At 64.2% G+C, this 19171-nt stretch carries 20 protein-coding genes; 15 read left to right on the plus strand and 5 right to left on the minus strand.

Annotated elements, in window-relative coordinates:
• Positions 1-136: 136 nt before the first annotated feature.
• A complete protein-coding gene (locus tag J3489_RS00005; RefSeq protein WP_206994941.1) occupies positions 137-1153 on the minus strand; it encodes an AraC family transcriptional regulator in 1017 nt (338 codons plus the stop codon).
• A gap of 325 nt (positions 1154-1478) precedes the next feature.
• On the opposite strand from J3489_RS00005, the gene J3489_RS00010 reads away from it, so the two are divergent.
• The 6 genes from J3489_RS00010 (at position 1479) to J3489_RS00030 (ending at position 8496) form a co-directional block, all read left to right on the plus strand.
• Entirely contained in the window at positions 1479-2612 is a 1134-nt protein-coding gene (locus tag J3489_RS00010; protein WP_206994952.1) for an acyl-CoA dehydrogenase family protein, read from the plus strand.
• A 239-nt stretch (positions 2613-2851) separates the two neighbouring features.
• Complete coding sequence (locus J3489_RS00015) at positions 2852-4579, plus strand: AMP-binding protein (RefSeq protein WP_206994953.1); 1728 nt, start codon at positions 2852-2854, stop codon at positions 4577-4579.
• A 103-nt stretch (positions 4580-4682) separates the two neighbouring features.
• Positions 4683-6206: a CoA-acylating methylmalonate-semialdehyde dehydrogenase gene (locus J3489_RS00020; RefSeq protein WP_206994954.1), complete on the plus strand. Its 1524-nt coding sequence runs from the start codon at positions 4683-4685 to the stop codon at positions 6204-6206.
• Positions 6207-6236: 30 nt separating this feature from the next.
• Positions 6237-7133, plus strand: a complete 897-nt coding sequence (mmsB, locus tag J3489_RS00025) for a 3-hydroxyisobutyrate dehydrogenase (protein WP_206994959.1) — start codon at positions 6237-6239, stop codon at positions 7131-7133.
• A complete protein-coding gene (locus J3489_RS38235; RefSeq protein ID WP_255554855.1) occupies positions 7130-7255 on the plus strand; it encodes a hypothetical protein in 126 nt (41 codons plus the stop codon). The genes mmsB and J3489_RS38235 overlap by 4 nt, the downstream gene beginning before the upstream one ends.
• A 2-nt stretch (positions 7256-7257) precedes the next feature.
• Positions 7258-8496 carry an enoyl-CoA hydratase/isomerase family protein gene (locus J3489_RS00030; protein ID WP_206994961.1) on the plus strand — a complete coding sequence of 413 codons (1239 nt, stop codon included), beginning with the start codon at positions 7258-7260 and terminating at the stop codon, positions 8494-8496.
• An 82-nt stretch (positions 8497-8578) separates the two neighbouring features.
• Here J3489_RS00030 and J3489_RS00035 read toward each other — a convergent pair whose 3' ends face one another.
• A complete protein-coding gene (locus J3489_RS00035) occupies positions 8579-9298 on the minus strand; it encodes an autoinducer binding domain-containing protein (protein ID WP_206995945.1) in 720 nt (239 codons plus the stop codon).
• 73 nt (positions 9299-9371) lie between these two features.
• Here J3489_RS00035 and J3489_RS00040 point away from each other — a divergent pair, with 73 nt between their 5' ends.
• The 4 genes from J3489_RS00040 (at position 9372) to J3489_RS00055 (ending at position 12927) form a co-directional block, all read left to right on the plus strand.
• The gene (locus tag J3489_RS00040) at positions 9372-9815 is read left to right on the plus strand and encodes a DUF4902 domain-containing protein (protein WP_206994964.1); all 444 of its coding nucleotides are present in this window, start codon (positions 9372-9374) and stop codon (positions 9813-9815) included.
• A 228-nt stretch (positions 9816-10043) separates the two neighbouring features.
• A complete protein-coding gene (locus J3489_RS00045) occupies positions 10044-10661 on the plus strand; it encodes an acyl-homoserine-lactone synthase (protein WP_206994965.1) in 618 nt (205 codons plus the stop codon).
• Between the two features lie 40 nt (positions 10662-10701).
• Complete coding sequence (locus J3489_RS00050) at positions 10702-11958, plus strand: cytochrome P450 family protein (protein WP_206994968.1); 1257 nt, start codon at positions 10702-10704, stop codon at positions 11956-11958.
• A gap of 87 nt (positions 11959-12045) precedes the next feature.
• On the plus strand, positions 12046-12927 hold the full coding sequence (locus tag J3489_RS00055) for a hydroxymethylglutaryl-coenzyme A reductase (protein WP_206994971.1): 882 nt from the start codon (positions 12046-12048) through the stop codon (positions 12925-12927).
• Here the strand turns inward: J3489_RS00055 and ribA are convergent.
• Complete coding sequence (gene ribA, locus J3489_RS00060) at positions 12906-13556, minus strand: GTP cyclohydrolase II (protein WP_206994972.1); 651 nt, start codon at positions 13554-13556, stop codon at positions 12906-12908. The genes J3489_RS00055 and ribA overlap by 22 nt on opposite strands.
• A gap of 231 nt (positions 13557-13787) precedes the next feature.
• On the opposite strand from ribA, the gene J3489_RS00065 reads away from it, so the two are divergent.
• Positions 13788-14228 carry a CBS domain-containing protein gene (locus J3489_RS00065; RefSeq protein WP_206994974.1) on the plus strand — a complete coding sequence of 147 codons (441 nt, stop codon included), beginning with the start codon at positions 13788-13790 and terminating at the stop codon, positions 14226-14228.
• Between the two features lie 638 nt (positions 14229-14866).
• Entirely contained in the window at positions 14867-15571 is a 705-nt protein-coding gene (locus J3489_RS00070) for a helix-turn-helix transcriptional regulator (RefSeq protein WP_206995947.1), read from the plus strand.
• On the opposite strand, the gene J3489_RS37255 is transcribed toward J3489_RS00070, so the two are convergent.
• A complete protein-coding gene (locus J3489_RS37255; RefSeq protein WP_309491297.1) occupies positions 15534-15863 on the minus strand; it encodes a helix-turn-helix domain-containing protein in 330 nt (109 codons plus the stop codon). The genes J3489_RS00070 and J3489_RS37255 overlap by 38 nt on opposite strands.
• Positions 15864-16010: 147 nt before the next feature.
• Between J3489_RS37255 and J3489_RS00080 the strand changes: the two genes are divergently transcribed.
• Together J3489_RS00080 and J3489_RS00085 are read left to right on the plus strand one after the other, a co-directional pair.
• Positions 16011-16601 carry an acyl-homoserine-lactone synthase gene (locus J3489_RS00080; protein WP_206995949.1) on the plus strand — a complete coding sequence of 197 codons (591 nt, stop codon included), beginning with the start codon at positions 16011-16013 and terminating at the stop codon, positions 16599-16601.
• Positions 16602-16782: 181 nt separating this feature from the next.
• Positions 16783-17211: a hypothetical protein gene (locus J3489_RS00085; protein ID WP_206994976.1), complete on the plus strand. Its 429-nt coding sequence runs from the start codon at positions 16783-16785 to the stop codon at positions 17209-17211.
• On the opposite strand, the gene J3489_RS00090 is transcribed toward J3489_RS00085, so the two are convergent.
• On the minus strand, positions 17183-17830 hold the full coding sequence (locus J3489_RS00090; protein WP_206994978.1) for a DNA-3-methyladenine glycosylase: 648 nt from the start codon (positions 17828-17830) through the stop codon (positions 17183-17185). The genes J3489_RS00085 and J3489_RS00090 overlap by 29 nt on opposite strands.
• A 222-nt stretch (positions 17831-18052) precedes the next feature.
• Here J3489_RS00090 and J3489_RS00095 point away from each other — a divergent pair, with 222 nt between their 5' ends.
• Entirely contained in the window at positions 18053-19141 is a 1089-nt protein-coding gene (locus J3489_RS00095) for a calcium:cation antiporter (protein WP_206994980.1), read from the plus strand.
• Positions 19142-19171 lie beyond the last annotated feature (30 nt).

Raw genomic sequence — 19171 nt, forward strand, 5'->3', positions numbered from 1 at the left:
TCGACAACAAGATCATCCGCCCCAGCGCGAATTACACGGGCCCGGAAGACCTGAAATTCGTGCCGATCGAAAAGCGCGGCTGACAGCGTGCTGATGGAAGGATGGGTGCGGGTGCCGGGCGATACGTTCTAGCGGCCTAAGTCCCGTCCGGCTCCGGCCGATAGTCGGTCGGCCGGCCGCCGGTCCACTTGCGGAACGCGCGATGAAACGCGCTCGGCTCGGCAAAGCCTACGGCAATCGCAATGTCCGCAATCGTCTGCTCGCCGGCCTGCAGCGCTGCGATTGCGATGTCCCGGCGCAGCGCGTCCTTGATCGATTGGTACGTGTAGCCCTCTTGCTTGAGCCGCCGCCGCATCGTCGCTTCCGCGAAACGCAGCTTCTCCGCCATGTCGTCGGCGCCGGGCCACTCGGCGATCGGCATCGCACGCAACGCGTGGCGCACGCGCGCGGCAACCGAATCGGGGTTGCGGTACTTGACGACGAAAATCGCGGGCGCATCGCGCAGAAACGACTTGAGCGACTTCGCCGTCTGGATCACCGGCAGATCGAGAAAGTCCGGCGACAGGTCGACATACGACGTGCCCTGCCCGAATTTCAAGTCGTCGCAAAACATCAGCCGGTATTCGTGGCCGGCTGCGGGCTCGGGGCAACCGAAGCGGGCTTCGAGAATCGGAATGCGCCGCCCGACGAGCCAGCAAACCACCCCGTACACGAGGATGAAGTAGGTCGCGTACGCGAACATCTGCTTGCGCTCGGCACCGTCGCGCACGTGAAACGACAAGCGCACGCGGCCGCGTTCCGAATCGACCTGCGCGCTCATGTCGTCCAGCACGAGGCGCATGAATCCGGTCGTGCGCGCGAGCGCCTGCGCGCCGTTGCGCGCGGTGAGCGCCGCCTGGCACATCGCGATGAAGCTGCCGCTTTTCATCGGATGCGAGTCTTGCCCGAAGAATTCGTCGTCGAGCGCGCGGCAGATCGCATTCCACAACGCGCCGTACTGCGCCGACGACACGCGCGCGAGCGGCGAGCCCAAAAGCTGCGCCGCAATGCCCGCCTCCTCCAAGAGCGGCTGCGGATCGACACCGCACCGATTGACGCAGCGCACCGCCTCTTCGACGAGGCTCACTGCGATAGTCCCTTTTTCGTTATGCATTGCAGCAAAGTTGATTCAGCGGGCGCCTTGCGCCGGATTGCGCGCAAAGGTCGGCCGCCGATGGCAAAAACGCTCAATAAATTTGATCGGCTTGAGCATTTAAAGCAGCCTTCGCCGTTCTTACACTCTGTCGCAACAGGGCCATTTCCCGGGCCGTCGATGCCGGCGCAGCGCGCTTCGCGAAACGCGCCGCGAGGCGTCCCCGCGGCGCGCCCACGGCAGCCGGCCAGACCGCACAGTTTAGGGGAGCAGGCCGCCGGCGCCAAGCCAGCCCGGTCGTAAGCAGCCTCGCCCAGTTCGAATCAGCAATACAGGAGACCTCGTCATGGACCACTTCTATACCGACGAACAACGGATGATCCGCGACGCGGCGCGCGAGTTCGCGACCGAATGCCTCGCGCCGAACGCCGGCAAGTGGGACCGCGAAGGCGAGCTGCCGCGCGAAGTCGTCTCGCAGTTGGGCGAACTCGGACTGCTCGGCATGATCGTGCCGCCCGAATGGGGCGGCACCTACACCGACTACCTCGCCTACGCGCTCGCGCTCGAAGAGATCGCGGCAGGCTGCGCCGCGTGCGCGACGTTGATGAGCGTGCATAACTCGGTCGGCTGCGGCCCGATCCTGAACTTCGGCAACGACACCCAGCACGCGCGGTGGCTCCGCGATCTGGCGCTCGGCAAGACGATCGGCGCGTTCTGCCTGACGGAGCCGCAAGCCGGCTCGGAAGCGAACAACCTGAAGACGCGCGCCGTCCTTGAAGACGGACACTGGGTGCTCAACGGCAGTAAGCAATTCGTCACGAACGGCAGGCGTGCGGGCGTCGCGGTGGTGTTCGCCGTCACCGACCCCGAACTCGGCAAGCGCGGCATTTCCGCGTTCATCGTGCCGACCGATACGCCGGGCTTCAACGTCGGCCGCCCCGAAAGCAAGCTCGGCATCCGCGCTTCCGACACCTGCCCGATCTCGCTCGAAAACTGCCGCATCCCCGAGGAAAACCTGCTCGGCGAGCGCGGCGAAGGCTTGAGGATCGCGCTGTCGAATCTCGAAGGCGGACGCATCGGCATCGCCGCGCAAGCGCTCGGCATTGCGCGCGCGGCGTACGCCGCCGCGCGTGAGTACGCGAACGAGCGCATCCAGTTCGGCAAGACGATCAAGGAGCACCAGACGATCGCCAACATGCTCGCCGACATGGAAACGCGCCTGAACGCCGCGCGCCTGCTCGTGCATCACGCGGCGCGCCTGCGCAGCGCGGGCAAGCCGTGCTTGTCGGAGGCCTCGCAGGCGAAGCTCTACGCGTCCGAGCTGGCCGAGGAAATCTGCTCGAACGCGATTCAGATTCATGGCGGCTATGGGTATCTCGAAGACTATGCGGTCGAACGGCATTACCGCGACGCCCGTATCACGCAGATCTACGAAGGCACGAGCGAAGTGCAGCGCATGCTGATCGCGCGGCACGTGTAAGCTGTGCCCGCTTCTGGCGGGCGTAGCGGCTAGCTGTGGCCGACAAGCTCACGGCGCGCAGGTATTCACGCCCGCGCGCTCATACAAAGAGCAGCCAAGGAGACGACGATGGACGACCCCCACGCTCACATTCGTTCGCTGTCGACCGGAGTTAGCGCTTTAGCGCTTACTCCGGTCCCATGCAAAGCTCCCCCCGAGGGGGCCGATGCCTTCCTCGGGGCGGCCCAGCGGGAGGCATCATGACAGCATCCCAACGCTTCCTGGACGCGCGCGATTTCCTGTTGCGCCATCGGACCGACTACGAGCGCGCGTATCGCGAGTTCGCGTGGCCGCAGCTCGGCGAGTTCAACTGGGCGCTCGATTACTTCGACGCGATGGCGCGCGGCAACGACAATCCGGCGCTATGGATCGTCGATGCCGGCACCGGCAGCGATTTGAAGCTGTCGTTCGCGCAAATGTCGCAGCGCTCGTCGCGCATCGCGAACGCCCTGCGCGGCATTGGCGTTGCGCGCGGCGACCGCGTGCTGCTGATGCTGCCGAACCGCGTCGAGCTATGGGATGCGATGCTCGCCGCGATCAAGCTCGGCGCAGTCGTGGTGCCCGCGACGACGCTGCTGTCGGCGAACGAAGTGCGCGACCGGGTCGAGGTCGGCGCGCCGAAGTTCGCGATCGTCGATGCGGCTGAGACGGCGAAGTTCGATGCGCTCGATACCACGCTCACGAAGATCGTCGTCGGCAACGCCCATCCCCAGGCAGGCTGGCTCGATTTCGCCGACGGTTACGCGGCCCCTGCGGCGTTCACGCCGCAGGGCGTCACCGGAGCCCGCGACCCGCTGCTGCTCTACTTCACCTCCGGCACGACCTCGAAGCCGAAGCTCGTTCAGCACACGCACGAAAGCTATCCCGCAGGCAGCCTGTCGACGATGTACTGGGTCGGCCTGCAGCCCGGCGACGTGCATTGGAACATCAGCTCGCCGGGCTGGGCCAAGCACGCATGGAGCTGCTTCTTTGCGCCGTGGAATGCGCAAGCGTGCGTGTTCGTCTCCCAGTTCGCGCGCTTCGACGCCAAGCAGGCGCTCGACACGCTCACGAAGCACGGCATCACCACGATGTGCGCGCCGCCCACCGTCTGGCGCATGCTCGTGCAGGAGCCGCTCGCGTCGTATCCGGTGAAACTGCGCGAGATCGTCGGCGCGGGCGAGCCGCTGAACCCGGAGATCATCGAGCGCGTGCGCAATGCCTGGGGCGTGACGATCCGCGACGGCTTCGGCCAGACCGAAACCACGTGCGTGATCGCCAATTCGCCGGGGCAGCCGGTCGTGCCCGGTTCGATGGGGCGGCCGATGCCCGGCTACCGGGTCGAACTGGTCGATCACGACGGCAACCCCGCCGACGAAGGCGAGATCACGCTGCCGCTCGGCAAGCGCGGCGGCCACGCCGCGCCCCATGCAAGCGAGCCGCTCGGCCTGATGACCGGCTACGCCAACAACCGCGACGCGACCGAATCCGCGATGCGCGACGGCCGCTACCGCACGTCGGACGTCGCGATGTGCCGCCCCGACGGCTATTTCATCTACATCGGCCGCGCCGACGACGTCTTCAAGTCGTCCGACTACCGCTTGAGCCCCTTCGAACTCGAAAGCGTGCTGATCGAGCACGAGGCCATCGCCGAAGCCGCCGTGGTGCCGAGCCCCGACCCGCTGCGCCTGGCGGTGCCGAAAGCGTTCATCGCGCTGCGCCACGGCTTCGAATTCGGCCCGGACCTCGCCAAGAGCGTGTTCCGCTTCTCGCGCGAAAAACTCGCGCCGTACAAGCGGATTCGCCGCCTCGAAGTGATCGAGCTGCCGAAGACGATCTCCGGCAAGATCCGCCGCGTGGAGCTGCGCCGCCGCGAGATCGAGCGCGGCGACATGCCCGCGCGCGTGGCGGGCGAGTACTGGGAGGAAGACTTCTCCGATCTACGCTGATTCAACGCATGCCTGCACGCCGCGGCGCTTCGACGCTGCACGCCGCGGCCATCGATTCCCTGCCCCGGACCATGCCGGGACGATTCGCACAAGGAGCCTGTCAATGAGCGCAATTCCGTCCACCGCCGCCCAAACGCCGACCGTCAAGCTGTTGATCGACGGCGAGTTCGTCGAGTCGTCGTCGAACGAATGGCGCGACATCGTGAACCCGGCCACGCAGGAGGTGCTCGCGCGCGTGCCCTTCTCGACCGCCGCCGAGATCGATGCCGCGGTGCGCGCCGCGCACGCCGCGTTTCTCCAGTGGAAGACGACGCCGCTCGGCACGCGCGTGCGCGTCATGCTCAAGTACCAGGCGCTGATTCGCGAGCATATGCCGCGCATCGCGAAGATCCTGACCGCCGAGCAGGGCAAGACGCTGCCCGATGCCGAGGGCGACATCTTCCGCGGACTCGAAGTCGTCGAGCACGCCTGCTCGATCGGCACGCTGCAATTGGGCGAATTCGCCGAGAACGTCGCCGGCGCGGTCGATACGTACACGCTGCGACAGCCGCTTGGCGTTTGCGCGGGCATCACGCCGTTCAATTTCCCCGCGATGATTCCGCTGTGGATGTTCCCGATGGCGATCGTCTGCGGCAATACGTTCGTGCTGAAGCCGTCCGAGCAGGACCCGCTCTCGACCATGGCCCTCGTCGAGCTCGCGATCGAAGCCGGCGTGCCGCGCGGCGTGCTCAACGTCGTTCACGGGGGCAAGGAAGCGGTCGATGCGCTCTGCACGCACGAACTCGTGAAGGCAATCTCGTTCGTCGGATCGACGGCCGTCGGCACGCATGTCTATACGCTCGCGAGCCGGCACGGCAAGCGCGTGCAGTCGATGATGGGCGCGAAAAACCACGCCGTCGTGCTGCCCGACGCGAACCGGGAGCAGACGCTCAACGCGCTCGCCGGCGCGGGTTTCGGCGCAGCGGGCCAGCGCTGCATGGCGACCTCGGTCGTGGTGCTCGTCGGCGCGTCGCAGCAATGGCTGCCGGAGCTCGTCGAGAAGGCGAAGACGCTGAAGGTCAACGCTGGCACCGAGGCCGGCACCGACATCGGCCCGGTCGTTTCGAAGAGCGCGAAGGAACGCATTCTGTCGCTGATCGGCAAGGGCGTCGAAGAAGGTGCGACGCTCGACCTCGACGGCCGCGACGTCAAGGTTCCGGGGTACGAGCAAGGCAACTTCATCGGCCCGACGATCTTCTCGAACGTCACCACCGACATGACGATCTACACCACCGAAATCTTCGGCCCGGTGCTCGTCGTGGTGAACGTGCCGACGCTCGATGCGGCCATCGCGCTCGTCAACCGCAATCCGTTCGGCAACGGCGTCGGCCTCTTCACGCAAAGCGGTGCGGCGGCCCGCAAGTTCCAGAGCGAGATCGATATCGGCCAGGTCGGCATCAACATTCCGATTCCGGTACCCGTGCCGTTCTTCAGCTTCACGGGCTCGCGCGGCTCGAAGCTCGGCGACCTCGGCCCGTACGGCAAGCAAGTCGTGCAGTTCTACACGCAGACGAAAACCGTCACCGCGCGCTGGTTCGACGACGCGACGACCAACGACGGCGTGAACACCACGATCAGCCTGCGCTGAGCCCGCAACGCGCAAGACGGAGACGCAACGATGAAAATCGCCTTTATCGGCCTCGGCAACATGGGCGCGCCGATGGCGCGCAACCTGCTGAAAAACGGCCACGGGCTGAACGTATTCGACTTGAGCCGCGACGCGGTGCAGTCGCTCGTCGACGCCGGCGCGACGGCGAGCGCCTCGCCGAAAGCCGCGGCCGCCGAGGTCGAACTCGTCATCACGATGCTGCCTGCCGCCGCTCACGTGAGGAGCGTGCTCACCGCCGACGACGGCGTGCTCGCCGGCATTGCGCGCGGCGTGACGATCGTCGATTCGAGCACGATCGATCCCGCGAGCGCCCAGGCCTTCGCGAAGCTCGCCGCCGAGCGAGGCAATCCGTTCGTGGACGCGCCGGTGTCGGGCGGCACCGGCGGCGCGGCAGCGGGCACGCTCACCTTCATGGTGGGCGCGAGCGCTGCCGCCTGCGAACAGCTCAAGCCGGTGCTCTCGGCGATGGGCAAGAACATCGTCCATTGCGGCGACACCGGCATGGGCCAGGTCGCGAAGCTCTGCAACAACCTGCTGCTCGGCATCACGATGGCGGGCGTCGCGGAAGCGATGTCGCTAGGCGCTGCGCTCGGCATCGATCCGAAGGTGCTGGCGGGCATCGTCAATACGTCGACGGGGCGCTGCTGGAGCTCGGATACCTACAACCCGTTCCCCGGCATCATCGAAACCGCGCCGTCGTCGCGCGGCTACACCGGCGGCTTCGGCACCGACCTGATGCTCAAAGACCTCGGCCTCGCCGCCGACGCCGCGAAATCCGCGAAGCAGCCGATCTATCTCGGCGCGCTCGCGCAGCAGCTTTATCAAACGATGAGCCAGCATGGCGGCGGCGGCCTCGACTTCTCGGCCGTCATCAAGCTGTACCGCGACGAGGGAGCCAAGCGATGATCGAACTCGATACCGCGAGCGAAGCGGGCGTCGCGCCGATCACACTGAAACGCGCCCCGGTCGACGCCTTCCTCGAAAAACGCGCGCCGCGCTGGAGCACGAACCCGGAAGACAGCCGATGAACATGCCTGCGGAACCCCCGGTGAGGCGAGCCTCCGGCGCTACGCCGCCCCATGCCGCGCAGCCGGCCGAAGCCGCTTCGCAAGGACGCGTCCGTTGCCACGTCGTGAACCGCGTCGCAATCCTGACGCTCGAGCGGCCGCACGCGTTGAATGCGTTGTCGCACGATATGGTGCGCGAGCTGGCCGGACACGTCGAACGCTGCCGCACGGACGACAAGATCGCCGCCCTCGTATTGCGCGGAATGGGCGAAAAGGGCTTCTGCGCAGGCGGCGACGTGCGTGCGCTTTACCAATCGTCCGGCACGGCCGGCAGTTCGAGTCCCGCGGACGCGACACCCGCGTGGCAGCAATTTTTCATCGACGAATACCGGCTCGATTTCGCGCTGCACGCGTTCCCGAAGCCGATCGTCGCGCTGATGGACGGCATCACGATGGGCGGCGGCATGGGGCTCGCGCAGGCGGCGACGCTGCGCGTCGCCACCGAGCGCAGCAAGATCGCGATGCCGGAGACGCGCATCGGCTTCGTTCCCGATGTCGGCGCGACGCGCTTCTTGAGCGTGATGCCGGTGGAGTTGGAGCTGTACGTCGGCCTGACCGGCGCGACGCTGACGGGCGCCGACGCCGTGCGCTGCCGCCTCGCCGATGCGTGCGTGCCGAGCGACTGGCTGCGTACGTTCGAAGAGCGTCTGCAGCGCATGCCCGATGGCGACCTCGAACAGCGCCTCGCCGACGTCTTCATCCCGCCTGCGAACGTCACGCCGCACGCCGGCATCGACGCCTTCATGCCGCTCGTCGTCAAGCATTTCGCCGCGCGCCTGAGCGTTGCCGAGATCGCGGCGTCGCTCGCAGCCGACTTGCGGCTCGACCCGCCGCGCGAGCTGCGCACCTGGCTGCGCGCCACGCTCGACGCGCTCACCGCCCATTCGCCGACGATGCTGCACGTGACGCGCGAAGCGCTGCTGCGCGGACGCTCGATGACGCTCGCAGAGTGCTTCCGCATGGAACTCGCCATCGCCGCGCGCGCGATCGAAGAAGGCGACTTCCGTGAAGGCGTGCGCGCGCATCTCGTCGACAAGGACCGCCAGCCGCGTTGGCAGCCGGCCACGCTCGCCGAGGTCAGCGTCGAGCGGGAACGGCATTTCCTGCGCTCGCCGTGGATGAGCGACAAGCACCCGCTCGCCGAGCTGGGTGCATTGCCGCACGAACGTGCTTCGAAGCTTGGCGCGAATCTTGGCGCGTAAAGCGCAAGCTCGGCCGAGCGTCGCCCCCCTGTGAATCGCGCGCGCTTGGGCTCGGATAGGGATCGGAAGCTGCCGCCGCCGCTCAAGGCGAATCGATGAGCCCCATCGCAATCGCCTTCACGACGGCCTGCACCTTGTTGGTCGCGGAGAGCTTGAACAGGATGTTGTTGACGTGAAAATTGACCGTGCGCTCGGAGATGTTGAGAATCTGCCCGATCTCGCACGACGTCTTCCCCTCGCCGGTCCAGCACAGCACCTCGCGCTCGCGCGGCGTCAGCACGACGCTCGCTTCGGGCGCGAGCTTCGGCAGGAGAAACCGGCTCATCAGCGTATGCGTGATATTCGCGAGCCAGCTCGTCTGCAGCGTCAAATCGTCGATTTCGGCGGGTGTGAGCGGATCGGCGGGACGCGATATCGTCAGGAGTCCATATACACCGTGCGCAGCCCAGCTCGAATGCGCGACGCCGACTGCCATCCCGAAGTCATGCGCGTCTTCCCATAGCTTGGGCGAGTCCTCCGGCGGCGCGTCAGGCCACACGATCAGCCCCGTGCTGTTCATCCCCTCGCGCACCGTCGGATCGATTTGCAGAAAGTTGCTGTCCTGGTAGTGCTTCATCCACCCCGTGGGATACGTATCGAAGATCGCCACCGTGGGCTTCGACACCGGCAGCGGCACGCGAATCCCATAGCAGCAATACTCGAAGCCGAGCTTCTTGGCGAAATCAGCGATCTGCGTAAACAGTTGCTGCTCGGACCCTGCGTCGCGAAACCGCTGATAAGCGTCTTGCCATAGCAACTCCATTTTTTCCCCGCGCATCGTAAGGCTGTCATAGTTAGCAGGTCTCACCAGGTCGGCGGGCTGGTACAGTCCCGCCATGAAACCCTCTTCCGCACTGCTGCATAGCCCTTCCCCCGATGGCTATGTCCGTGTTCCGGAATGCGTGCTTGCTGATTTGCAATTGGTCCACGTGGATTCCGGCATCGATGAATCATTGCTCTCGGATCTGCGCGCCAGCCATGTCGATGCTGTACGCGCCGGTTACACGGAATGGCAGAGAATGCGGCGCCCTGGGGCTGCGCATCTATCGGTGGGATGGGACTGGTATCTCGACCGCGCAACCGGCGCGCTTCTGGTCGCCTGGGACGACGTCAGAAGCAACATCATGTGCATCGACCGGCGCGGCCTCGACATCGGCATGGCGCGAACGGCCAAGGCGCTGATCCGCAGACTCGCGCAACTCAATTGGCCGAACGAAGTGTCAAACGCCGTGCTCGTGCCGCGCTTCAACTTGCGCGTCTGCGGCGCCGGCCTCCATTAGCGCCAGCCGCTTCCAAAACGCGCTCCAACCCCCGATAAATATCTCAAATAATCCCTTCATATCTCTTTATAAGCAAACTCCGGGCTCATTTCAATCTCATTATGAATTGGCGACGGGGTGCCGCCAGCACGCTCTCATCTGACGTAAACGCCTGTCAACGTTGACAGTTTCATGTCCTCGGGGCGCGCGATGTAATGCGCTCATTAAAAAAGCATACGCGAGGACTCCATGCAAACGTCAGTTCATGGCGACGGGCGGTTGCCCGCCCCCCTCGACACGGCTCTCGCGCACTATCGACATCGAATTTTCGTCGAGCAGCTCGGCTGGAAGCTCCCGGGCGCCGACGATCGCTTCGAGCGCGATCAATACGACCGGGAAGACACGGTTTATGTGGTCGCTCATGACGAGTCGGGGTCGATTTGCGGTTGCGCAAGACTGTTGCCGACAACCCGCCCCTATTTGCTGCAGGAACTGTTCCCGTTTCTCCTCGCCGACGACATGCCGGCCCCCGCCGCGCGAAACGTCTGGGAGTTGTCGCGCTTCGCGGCGAATCCCGCCGCGTCCGACCTCGGCAACGAGGACTCCGCGTGGGCCGTGCGTCCGATGCTGGCATCGGTCGTCGAATGCGCGGCAAAGCTCGGCGCGCGCCAATTGATCGGCGTGACGTTTCTCAGCATGGAGCGGCTGTTCCGTCGCATCGGCGTGCACGCGCACCGGGCGGGATCGCCGCAGCGGATCGACGACCGGATGGTCGTCGCGTGCTGGATCGACATCGATAGCCAGACGCTTACCGCACTGGGACTCGATCCCTCATTAGGCGCGGTGCAGCCGAAGCTCGCGGCGTGAGGCGCCCAAAGCGATCCGCCAGCCATACGAAATCGCACGCATGACGCCTCCTGCCCTGTCGCCGACGCAACTGCCCCTGCCGTTCGATGCCGGACGCGATCCGGCGCGCGCGGGCGCCACGTATCGGCTCGATGCGCTGCCTCGTGCGGAACGGGCGGCGCGCAAGACGAGCGGCGTGCTGGCGCTGACCCGTCGCGCCGATATCGACGCGGCGCTGAAGAATCGCAATCTGTGCACCGAAAGCGTGCCCGCGGCGCTTGAAGCGCTGGCCGCGCATTGGCGCATCGATATGCCGCCGCGCGCCCGGTGCGACGCCGCGCGCGTATTCGCCTCGCCGTCGCCGGACGACGGCGCCTCACTTCGCTTCACTGCCTGGGAAACCGGCGCATGCTCGCCGCAAGCGCTCGCGGCATTGCAAGCCTGCGCGCGTTCGACCGTACGGAGCCGCCTGACGCTCATTCAAACACGCGCGCGCTCGACATTCGATCTCGTTCAGGAGATCGCCCAGCCGCTGTGGCCGGACGTGCTGGCGGCATGGTGCGGTCTCGCCGAGCAGCAACGCCGCAGGCTGCATCATCTCGGCCGCGCGCTGCAACTGGCGCTTGCGCCCGGCGAACTATCTGCCGCCGGCACCCAAGGCGCCATCGACGCCATCGACGAGCTGCACCGGATCTTCGCAATCGCCTACCGCGAGCCGCGCAACGCGCCGAGCATGCCGAGTCTTTTTGCTTCGCTCGAGGCCGGCTGGACGCCGTCCCTTGGTCCAATCGAGAATGAAATCGTTATCGCGGGCATGCGGATCCTGCTCGCGGGCAGCGCATACGCGCATGCGCTAATTGGCGATCTCGTCAATTTGCTTATCGATCGGCGTGAGCGGGCGGCCGAATTGCGCGCCCATCCCGGCGCCCTCACCCTCTTCGTCGCCAAGGCGCTGCACCACACCGCACCGAGGCAGGTTGCGCGCAGGATCGCGCTTCGCGATACCCACGTCGAGGGCATTGCCGTTCGCGAGGGTGACACCGTGCTGCTGTACGCGGCGGCCGCCGAGTGCAACGGCGTATGGAGCGAACGGAGCGACCCGCTCAATTTAGCGCGCGCAGGCGCGAGCCCTATCGACGGCCACGACCTCGGCCAACGCGCGCTTGAGCTGGCGCTCGCGCAAATGCAGGCACAAGCCGTCCTCGAAGTCCTGTTGCCCTGCTTTGACCGTATCGATCGTTCGACCCACGGCACCACATGGCAGACACGCTCCGGACTGAAGCGCTCTGAGCATCTCGTGTTGCGTCTAGGCGCTTGAATATTCACCCGGCGCATCCTCGCGAACCGAGTCGCCGATTGAGTGACATCTCAGCGCCATCGGGGCGCTGCATCGTAGGAGATCAACGTGCCCAAACCTTCCGCCTCCCGCGCAGCGTTGTCAGGATGCAGCTTCGCGAAGCGAGCGCGGATGGCGCTCGAATACCCGGGCGTTGCGCATCGCATGCCGCTCGTGCGACTGGACCGCAACGGCCTCGTGTTCAGCCTCGGCGAGCGCGTCAAACTGCCCCCGGCCGGCCTGCCGAAGCCAGCCGCGATCGTTTGCGGCGACGAGCCGCTGTGCGAATTGCGCCTGGTCATACGCGATGTGGACCGCGCCGTTGGCGGCAGACTGGAACTGACCGTGCAGCCTTCGCGTGTCGACGATCACGAGCTGTTCTGGCAAGCGCTGCGGGCCTACCAGCAGCGCCACCGGCGGGCCGTCGTGCATTCGTCCTTCGCGCGGCAGCCGGATCACGCCCGCCACGCGCAGTTGCGGCCGCTGCGGCCGTTGCGTGTTCCGCTCGCGGCCGGCTGGAACTGCGAATCGCAAAACGATCCGGCGGCGGGCGAGCCGCTCGATGCACGCGCACTTTACGCTGCGATGTTTACTGTCGAACGCCGCGACGACGCGCTCTTTCTGGCCGAGTTGCTCGAATACCACTTTGCCGAGATCGATGCGCGCTCGAAACTCGCGTCGCCCTTCATTCAGTTGCAGGCACTCGAATCGCGGCTGACGGGCCGCGACGTGCGCGTCCAGTTCCGCTACGGATTCGCCGATATGGCTGCGCGCGAAGCGACGAAGCAAGTCTGCGGTTGGATAGAGGCGGAGCTGACGACGCACTTCGACATGTCCGTCGCGTGCCTTCTGGAGGAGGCGCCATGCCTGTCCGGCACCGGCGCCGAAGCGCCGGCGAACAGCGTGTCCGGCGACGGCCCGCTCGCAGGCTACTCGTTTTCTTCGAAGTAGTAGTGCCCGAATTTAACTTGCTTCGTGCGAATGTAGCGTTCGTTTTCTTCGCGCACCGGGATCGCGAGCGCGACGCGCTCGCAAACCGGAATGCCGTGCTTCGAAAGCGTGTCAAACTTCTTCGGGTTGTTGCTCATCAGCCGCACCGACGTTACCTTGAGAATGCGCAGAATCGCAGCGGCGGAGTCGTACTCGCGCGCATCGTCGGGCAGGCCGAGCTCGAGATTCGCCTCGACGGTATCGAGCCCCTGCTCTTGCAGCGCGTACGCGCGGATCTTATTGGAAAGGCCGATGCCGCGCCCTTCATGTCCGCGCAGATACAGCAGCACGCCGCGGCCTTCGGCCGCGATGTAGCGCAACGCCAGATCGAGCTGCTCGCCGCAATCGCAGCGATACGAACCCAATACGTCGCCCGTCAGGCATTCCGAATGCAGGCGCGTCAGCACCGATTGCTGATCGCCGACCTCGCCCATGACGAGCGCCAGATGCTCGGCATCGCCGCCGCTCACGCGAAACGCGTACGAAGTGAAAGTGCCGTAGCGGGTGGGAAGCGTCGCCGTCGCGGCGAGCGTGACGCATTCTCCGGCGGAGGCGCCGTTGGCAGGCGACGAAGTGTGAGACGTTGACATGGCGATGGGCAAGTGCGCGAGGCAGGATTTCAGGGTGCACCGGCAACCGGTACGCGGAACGGAAGTTTACCGCTAATCCGGATATCGGTTTCGGAACGCACTTTTGCGTCCTCGCCAACATGCTCAGGGTCCGCTCGGACACGAGAGGCCCCGCGCAGGCCTATACTTGACATCGAGCAACTCGCTTTTGCCGTTGAACCGTGCCCTTCACATCAAAACGGAGACACCTTCATGCCAAGCGTTGCGCAAATCCTCAAGTCCAAATCCGACCAGTCTGTCGTAACGATCGGAGCCGACAATTCGGTATTCGACGCCATCAAGCTGATGTCCGACCGGCAAATCGGCGCGCTCATCGTGACGCAGGGGCCCGACATCGTCGGCATCGTCACCGAACGCGACTACGCTCGCAAAGTCGTGCTGATGGACCGCTCGTCAAAAACCACGCCAGTGCGCGACATCATGACCAAATCGGTGCGCTATGTGCGCTTGAACGAGACCGCCCAGGACTGCATGGCGCTGATGACCGAGCATCGGATGCGTCACCTGCCTGTCATCGACGAAGGCAAGCTCGTCGGCATGGTGTCGATCGGCGACCTGGTGAAGAACATCATCTCGGAGCAGCAGTTCACGATCGAGCAGCTCGAGCACTACATCACGGGGGCGCATACCTGAACGCGGCGCGCTCGCAACCCGTCTTTTTAGCGGCGGCCGACGTAGACCGACATCGGGCCGTTCGCGCTAGCAGCAGAACCGCCGGATTGCGATGCGCCGCTCCCTTGCGGGCCGTAGCCGCTCGTATCGGCCTTCGCAGTCTGCACGTCCTGCCCGTGAACGCGCAGTTCCGCGGCCTGGATGTCTTAAGCGATTAACTTCAGTCTAATCGGCGGCCTCTTAAGGAAAGCCCCCTATCTCTAATAAGCACCTTTTCAATCTCAGAAAGAATGAATCAAGCGAGCCTCATGCGTATCGGGAAATAAGACGCATCTCGCATTAATGTTTGTCGGCAGCAAAAATCTAGCCCGAGGCACTCGTCATTCAATCCGCGCTACGCTAGACAGGTGGTGCAGCCAATCCGCACTTGGAACGGAATTCAAAGCAAGCAGATAAACGTTGATGTCTCATTTCGCATCGCGGCTCTACTGCGAAAAACAAGGACAAGAAGTTAAAGATGTATTTGTCTGGTATGATTTTTCGAGTGCCGTTGTTGTCTTCAAAAGCAGAGCCAATCCGGCGAAAGCGAATGAGCCTTTTCGCCGAGCATGGCCTATGCGACTTGCGAGGGTGTAATGCCGCGACAATTCATCGAACAGATGTCTCCGATTTGGCAGGCAACAGACGAGAAATCATGGTTCCAAGCGCTTTCCGCATTGGGCAGCCAATACGGCTTCGATCGCACGTTATTTGCCGTCATACCCCGCCCTGGCATGCGATATATCGACGCTTACCTGTACTGCAATTACCCAGCCGAATGGCGGCAGACGTACGTCGCTGAGGACTTCGTGCGAATCGACCCGGCAGTGACGCACTGCTGGAAGCAGACGAGGCCGCTCGTCTGGTCACCGTCGATATTTGCCGACCACCGGCAGCAGCAACTGTATGAAGAAGCCAGTTACCACGGCTTGCGAACCGGCGTCACTTTGCCGATTCACGGGCCGAAACACGAAGCCGGGATGCTTTGTTTCGTTTCGAGCGACAAGCCAACGAGCGCACTATCGACTCAACTAGAGCGGAACTTGCCCGCGCTGGCGCTGTTGCGCGACGTCGCATTCGACGTCGGCCAGCGCTTTCTGATCAACTACACTCAAACGCTCATCCCGAAGCTGACGCCGCGCGAGTGCGAATGCCTGAAATGGACGGCGCAGGGAAAATCGACGTGGGAGATCGCAAAGATCTTCGGCTGCTCCGAAGCCACGGTCAATTTCCACATGACCAACATTCGCACGAAGTTCGGCGTCAGTTCGAGAAGTGCAGCCGCAGTCAAGGCGACCCGAATGGGCCTGATCGATCCAGACTGATCACCAACGGCCAGCGCACGGGCGGATGCGGTTGAGATACGCGCAAAATATCGTCGTCGGAAATAATTTTCTCAAAATAAAGCCTGAGAAGAATCATCACGGGCTTCGGAATGGTCGCGCCGAGTTCGAACCGGCTGCCTCTCGACTGCGTCACGCCAAAGCGCGACCAAAAGCGTTTCTGACTCTCCCGCACGCTTTTGCGATAGTCCTGGATAAAGGCGCTATTAATTTCAAGATGCGCCGACAGACGCAGCTCTTGGGGTTCAATTGAATAAAGATTGACGCTCGACATATTTGCCTCCTCGTTAACATCTTAAGTCGCGCATCATCTCAAGCCTGGCTGCAAAACATACCTATCTTGCTAGACAGTTACGCGCCACACTCAAAACGCATAATTTCACATGCTCTTTACGTAGCACCGCTAACCCTGGAGAGCAAAATGAAAGCAAAGATAACGATCGGCACGCGGCAAGATTTCGAATTGACGGAACTTGCGGAGATGCACCGTTTGCGGGCCAAGGTCTTCGGAGAACGGATGGGCTGGGAAGTCGCCATTCTTTCCGACATGGAGATCGACGGATATGACGCTTTGTCGCCCTACTACATGCTCGTGCATGGCGCGTCGAACGAATTGCGTGGCTGCTGGCGCATCCTGCCGACACAAGGCCCGTACATGTTGAAAGACACGTTCCCTGAGCTGCTGCATGGCTTGCCTGCGCCTGAAGACTCGCGCGTCTGGGAACTGAGCCGATTCGCGATGAAGTCCGATGATGAACGACACTTTGCCTTCACAGATCTTGTGCTCGACGCGATGCACGAACTTGAGAAGTTTGCCTGTCGCATGGACATCACGCGCTTTGTCACCGTGACGACAACGAGCGTGGAAAGGATCATGCGACGGACCGGCATCGAAATGCACCGCTTCGGCCCCCCGATTCGAATCGGTGTCGAAAATGCCGTCGCCCTGACGATCGAAGTGAGCGAGCAGACGCATCTTGCGCTATTCGGCCAAGTCGAAGAGACCGCCTGAAACCCATCGCGCCGTGAAGGAACCCGGCCGGGCCATGGGGCTCGGCCGGGTTCGCCCGGTAACTCCCCTGGAGCCAGCGGGTGCCGATACGACGTGAAACGCCTCCCCGCGCAAGCCTTGGAGACATCTCAAAAACGTGATATACCGTTTAGATCGTTACAACTTGCGAAGGAGCCAGACCATGCCGACCAAAAAGGCAACCACCGACACCGTCGAAAAGCGCGCATCGTCCTCTGCTGGCAAGCCGAAAGCTGCAAGCAAAACGACCGCGAAGCCGGCCGTAAAGGCCGCGGAAAAGCCGGAAAAGCCGGCCGCCGAAGCGCAATCGGCGAGTGTCCCGGCGGGCAACGGCGCACAAGCCGCCGGCGCAAAAAAGAAAAAACCCGAGAAGCGCGAAAAGGTGATTCGCGACAGCTTCACGATGCCCAAGCATGACTTCGAAAAGATCGCCGAACTCAAGGCCGTCTGCCTGAAGAGCGGCGTCGTCGTGAAAAAGAGCGAGCTGTTGCGCGCCGGGCTCGCGGCCCTCGCCGCATTGCCCGAGAAGAAATTGCTGGCGGTGGTCGCGTCGGTCGAAACCGTCAAGACCGGGCGCCCGGCGACCCACTGAGCGCGGCCGGCTCGAGCAGCCGCTTCGGCCCGCTGACAAAGCGGCTGCCGGGCACATAAAAGCGCAGCGGCGCGTGCATTTCGCGCGTGAGGCCGATGCGCTGGGTCGAGGCGACGCGCACGGCGTCCGGATCGAGCCGCCCGATCCATAGCGCTCCCCCGCCGCATAGGTCGGCGCCATCCCATTCGGGGCCGATCGCGAGCGCGGCGCACAAACGCCCCGGCCCGCGGGCGAGGTCGACGCGCTTCGCCCCCGGACGCTGCGCCTGCATCAACTCGATCCCGTCGAGCGGCTCGACCGCGCGAAAGAGCACGGCCGCGCCGACGCCCTCCTCTTCGCTCGACATGTTGATCGTGTACGACGCGCCGTAGACGAGCCGCACGTACGCGTGGCCGCGCGCGCGGAAAAGCGCGCCGTTATAGGGCTTGAGGCCCCGGTACGCGTAACTCGTCGAATCGCCGACCGGATACGCTTCCGTCTCGACCAGCCGTCCGCTCACGCGCCCCTGCGGCGTATCGTGCACGAGGCATTTACCGACCATCCAGCGCGCGAGCTCGACCGTATCGACGGGCAGCTCGTCGCGCGACAGCGGCAGAATTGGAAACGTTTCCGCGCGCATGATCAGTCACATGCGGCGGCGCCTGCGCCAGGTGCCGCTTGCCACTGCAGCAGACGCCCCCCCACGCTCGCTATCGTTCGCTGCCCCAAAACTTTTCTCCGAAAGGAAGATCGTTTGGCATCTTACTTCATGTATAAATTGGCATTTTCCATACAATCGCGCGGCCCGCGGCAGCGCGCCGCATCTCGCTTGCCACATCGCTAGGACACAAGGAAATCATTGATGGCCCGATCACCGAACAACCTGCCTCGCTGGACTCTCTGGGTGCCGATTGCGGCCTGGATCATATTGGCCGCATCGCGCGCAGCCGGCGACGGGACATGGTTTGTTGCGCTGATCGCGCTGTCGCTTGCGGGTGCGGTGTTCTCCGCCGTGCACCACGCGGAGGTGGTCGCGCACCGGGTCGGCGAGCCGCTCGGCACGCTGGTGCTTGCGGTGGCGGTCACCGTTATCGAAGTCGCGCTGATCGTTTCGGTGATGCTTACTGGCGGCCCGGAAAAGTCGGGGCTTGCGCGCGATACCGTGTTCGCCGCCGTGATGATCGTCTGCAACGGCATCGTGGGGATTTGCCTCCTGGTGGGCGGGCTGCGTCACGGCGAACAGAACTTCCGGGTGCGCGGCGCGAATGCCGCGCTGTCGGTGCTCGCGTCGCTCTCGATCTTGACGCTCGTCATGCCGAACTACCTCAGCGCAGCGCCCGGGCCGGTTTTGTCGACTTCGCAGCTCGCGTTCGCCGGCGTGTCGTCGCTCGTCCTTTATTGCGTGTTCGTATTCGTCCAGACGATTCGCCACCGCGATTATTTCCTGGCGGACGCCCTGGCCGAGGATGATTCCGTGCATGCCGATCCGCCCAGCATGCGCACCGCGGTCATCAGTTCGGTGTTGCTGCTCATCGCCCTCGTGGCCGTCGTGCTGCTGGCCAAGCTGCTGTCGCCGGCCGTCGAACGCGCGGTGCGGGCGGCGGGAGCGCCGGAGGCCGTCGTCGGTATCGTGATCGCCGCGCTCGTGCTGCTGCCGGAAGGGCTCGCGGCAGTAAGCCAGGCCCGCGCAAACCGCCTGCAGACCAGCCTGAACCTGGCGCTCGGTTCCGCGCTCGCCAGTATCGGCTTGACGATTCCGACCGTTGCGGTGGTTTTCATCTCGACCGGGCAGCCGCTGACGCTCGGCATCGGCGGGATGGAGACGGTGCTGCTGGCGCTGACGCTGCTCGTCGGCACGCTCACGCTTGCCACGGGCCGCACGACCATTCTGCAAGGAGCCGTGCATCTCTCGCTGTTCGCCGCGTACTTGTTCTTGTCGATTACTCATTGAGCAAGGCGTCGGCGTTGCCGCGCTCCGTCA

It is taken from the genome of Trinickia mobilis, assembly GCF_017315705.1.
Lineage (GTDB): Bacteria > Pseudomonadota > Gammaproteobacteria > Burkholderiales > Burkholderiaceae > Trinickia_A > Trinickia_A mobilis.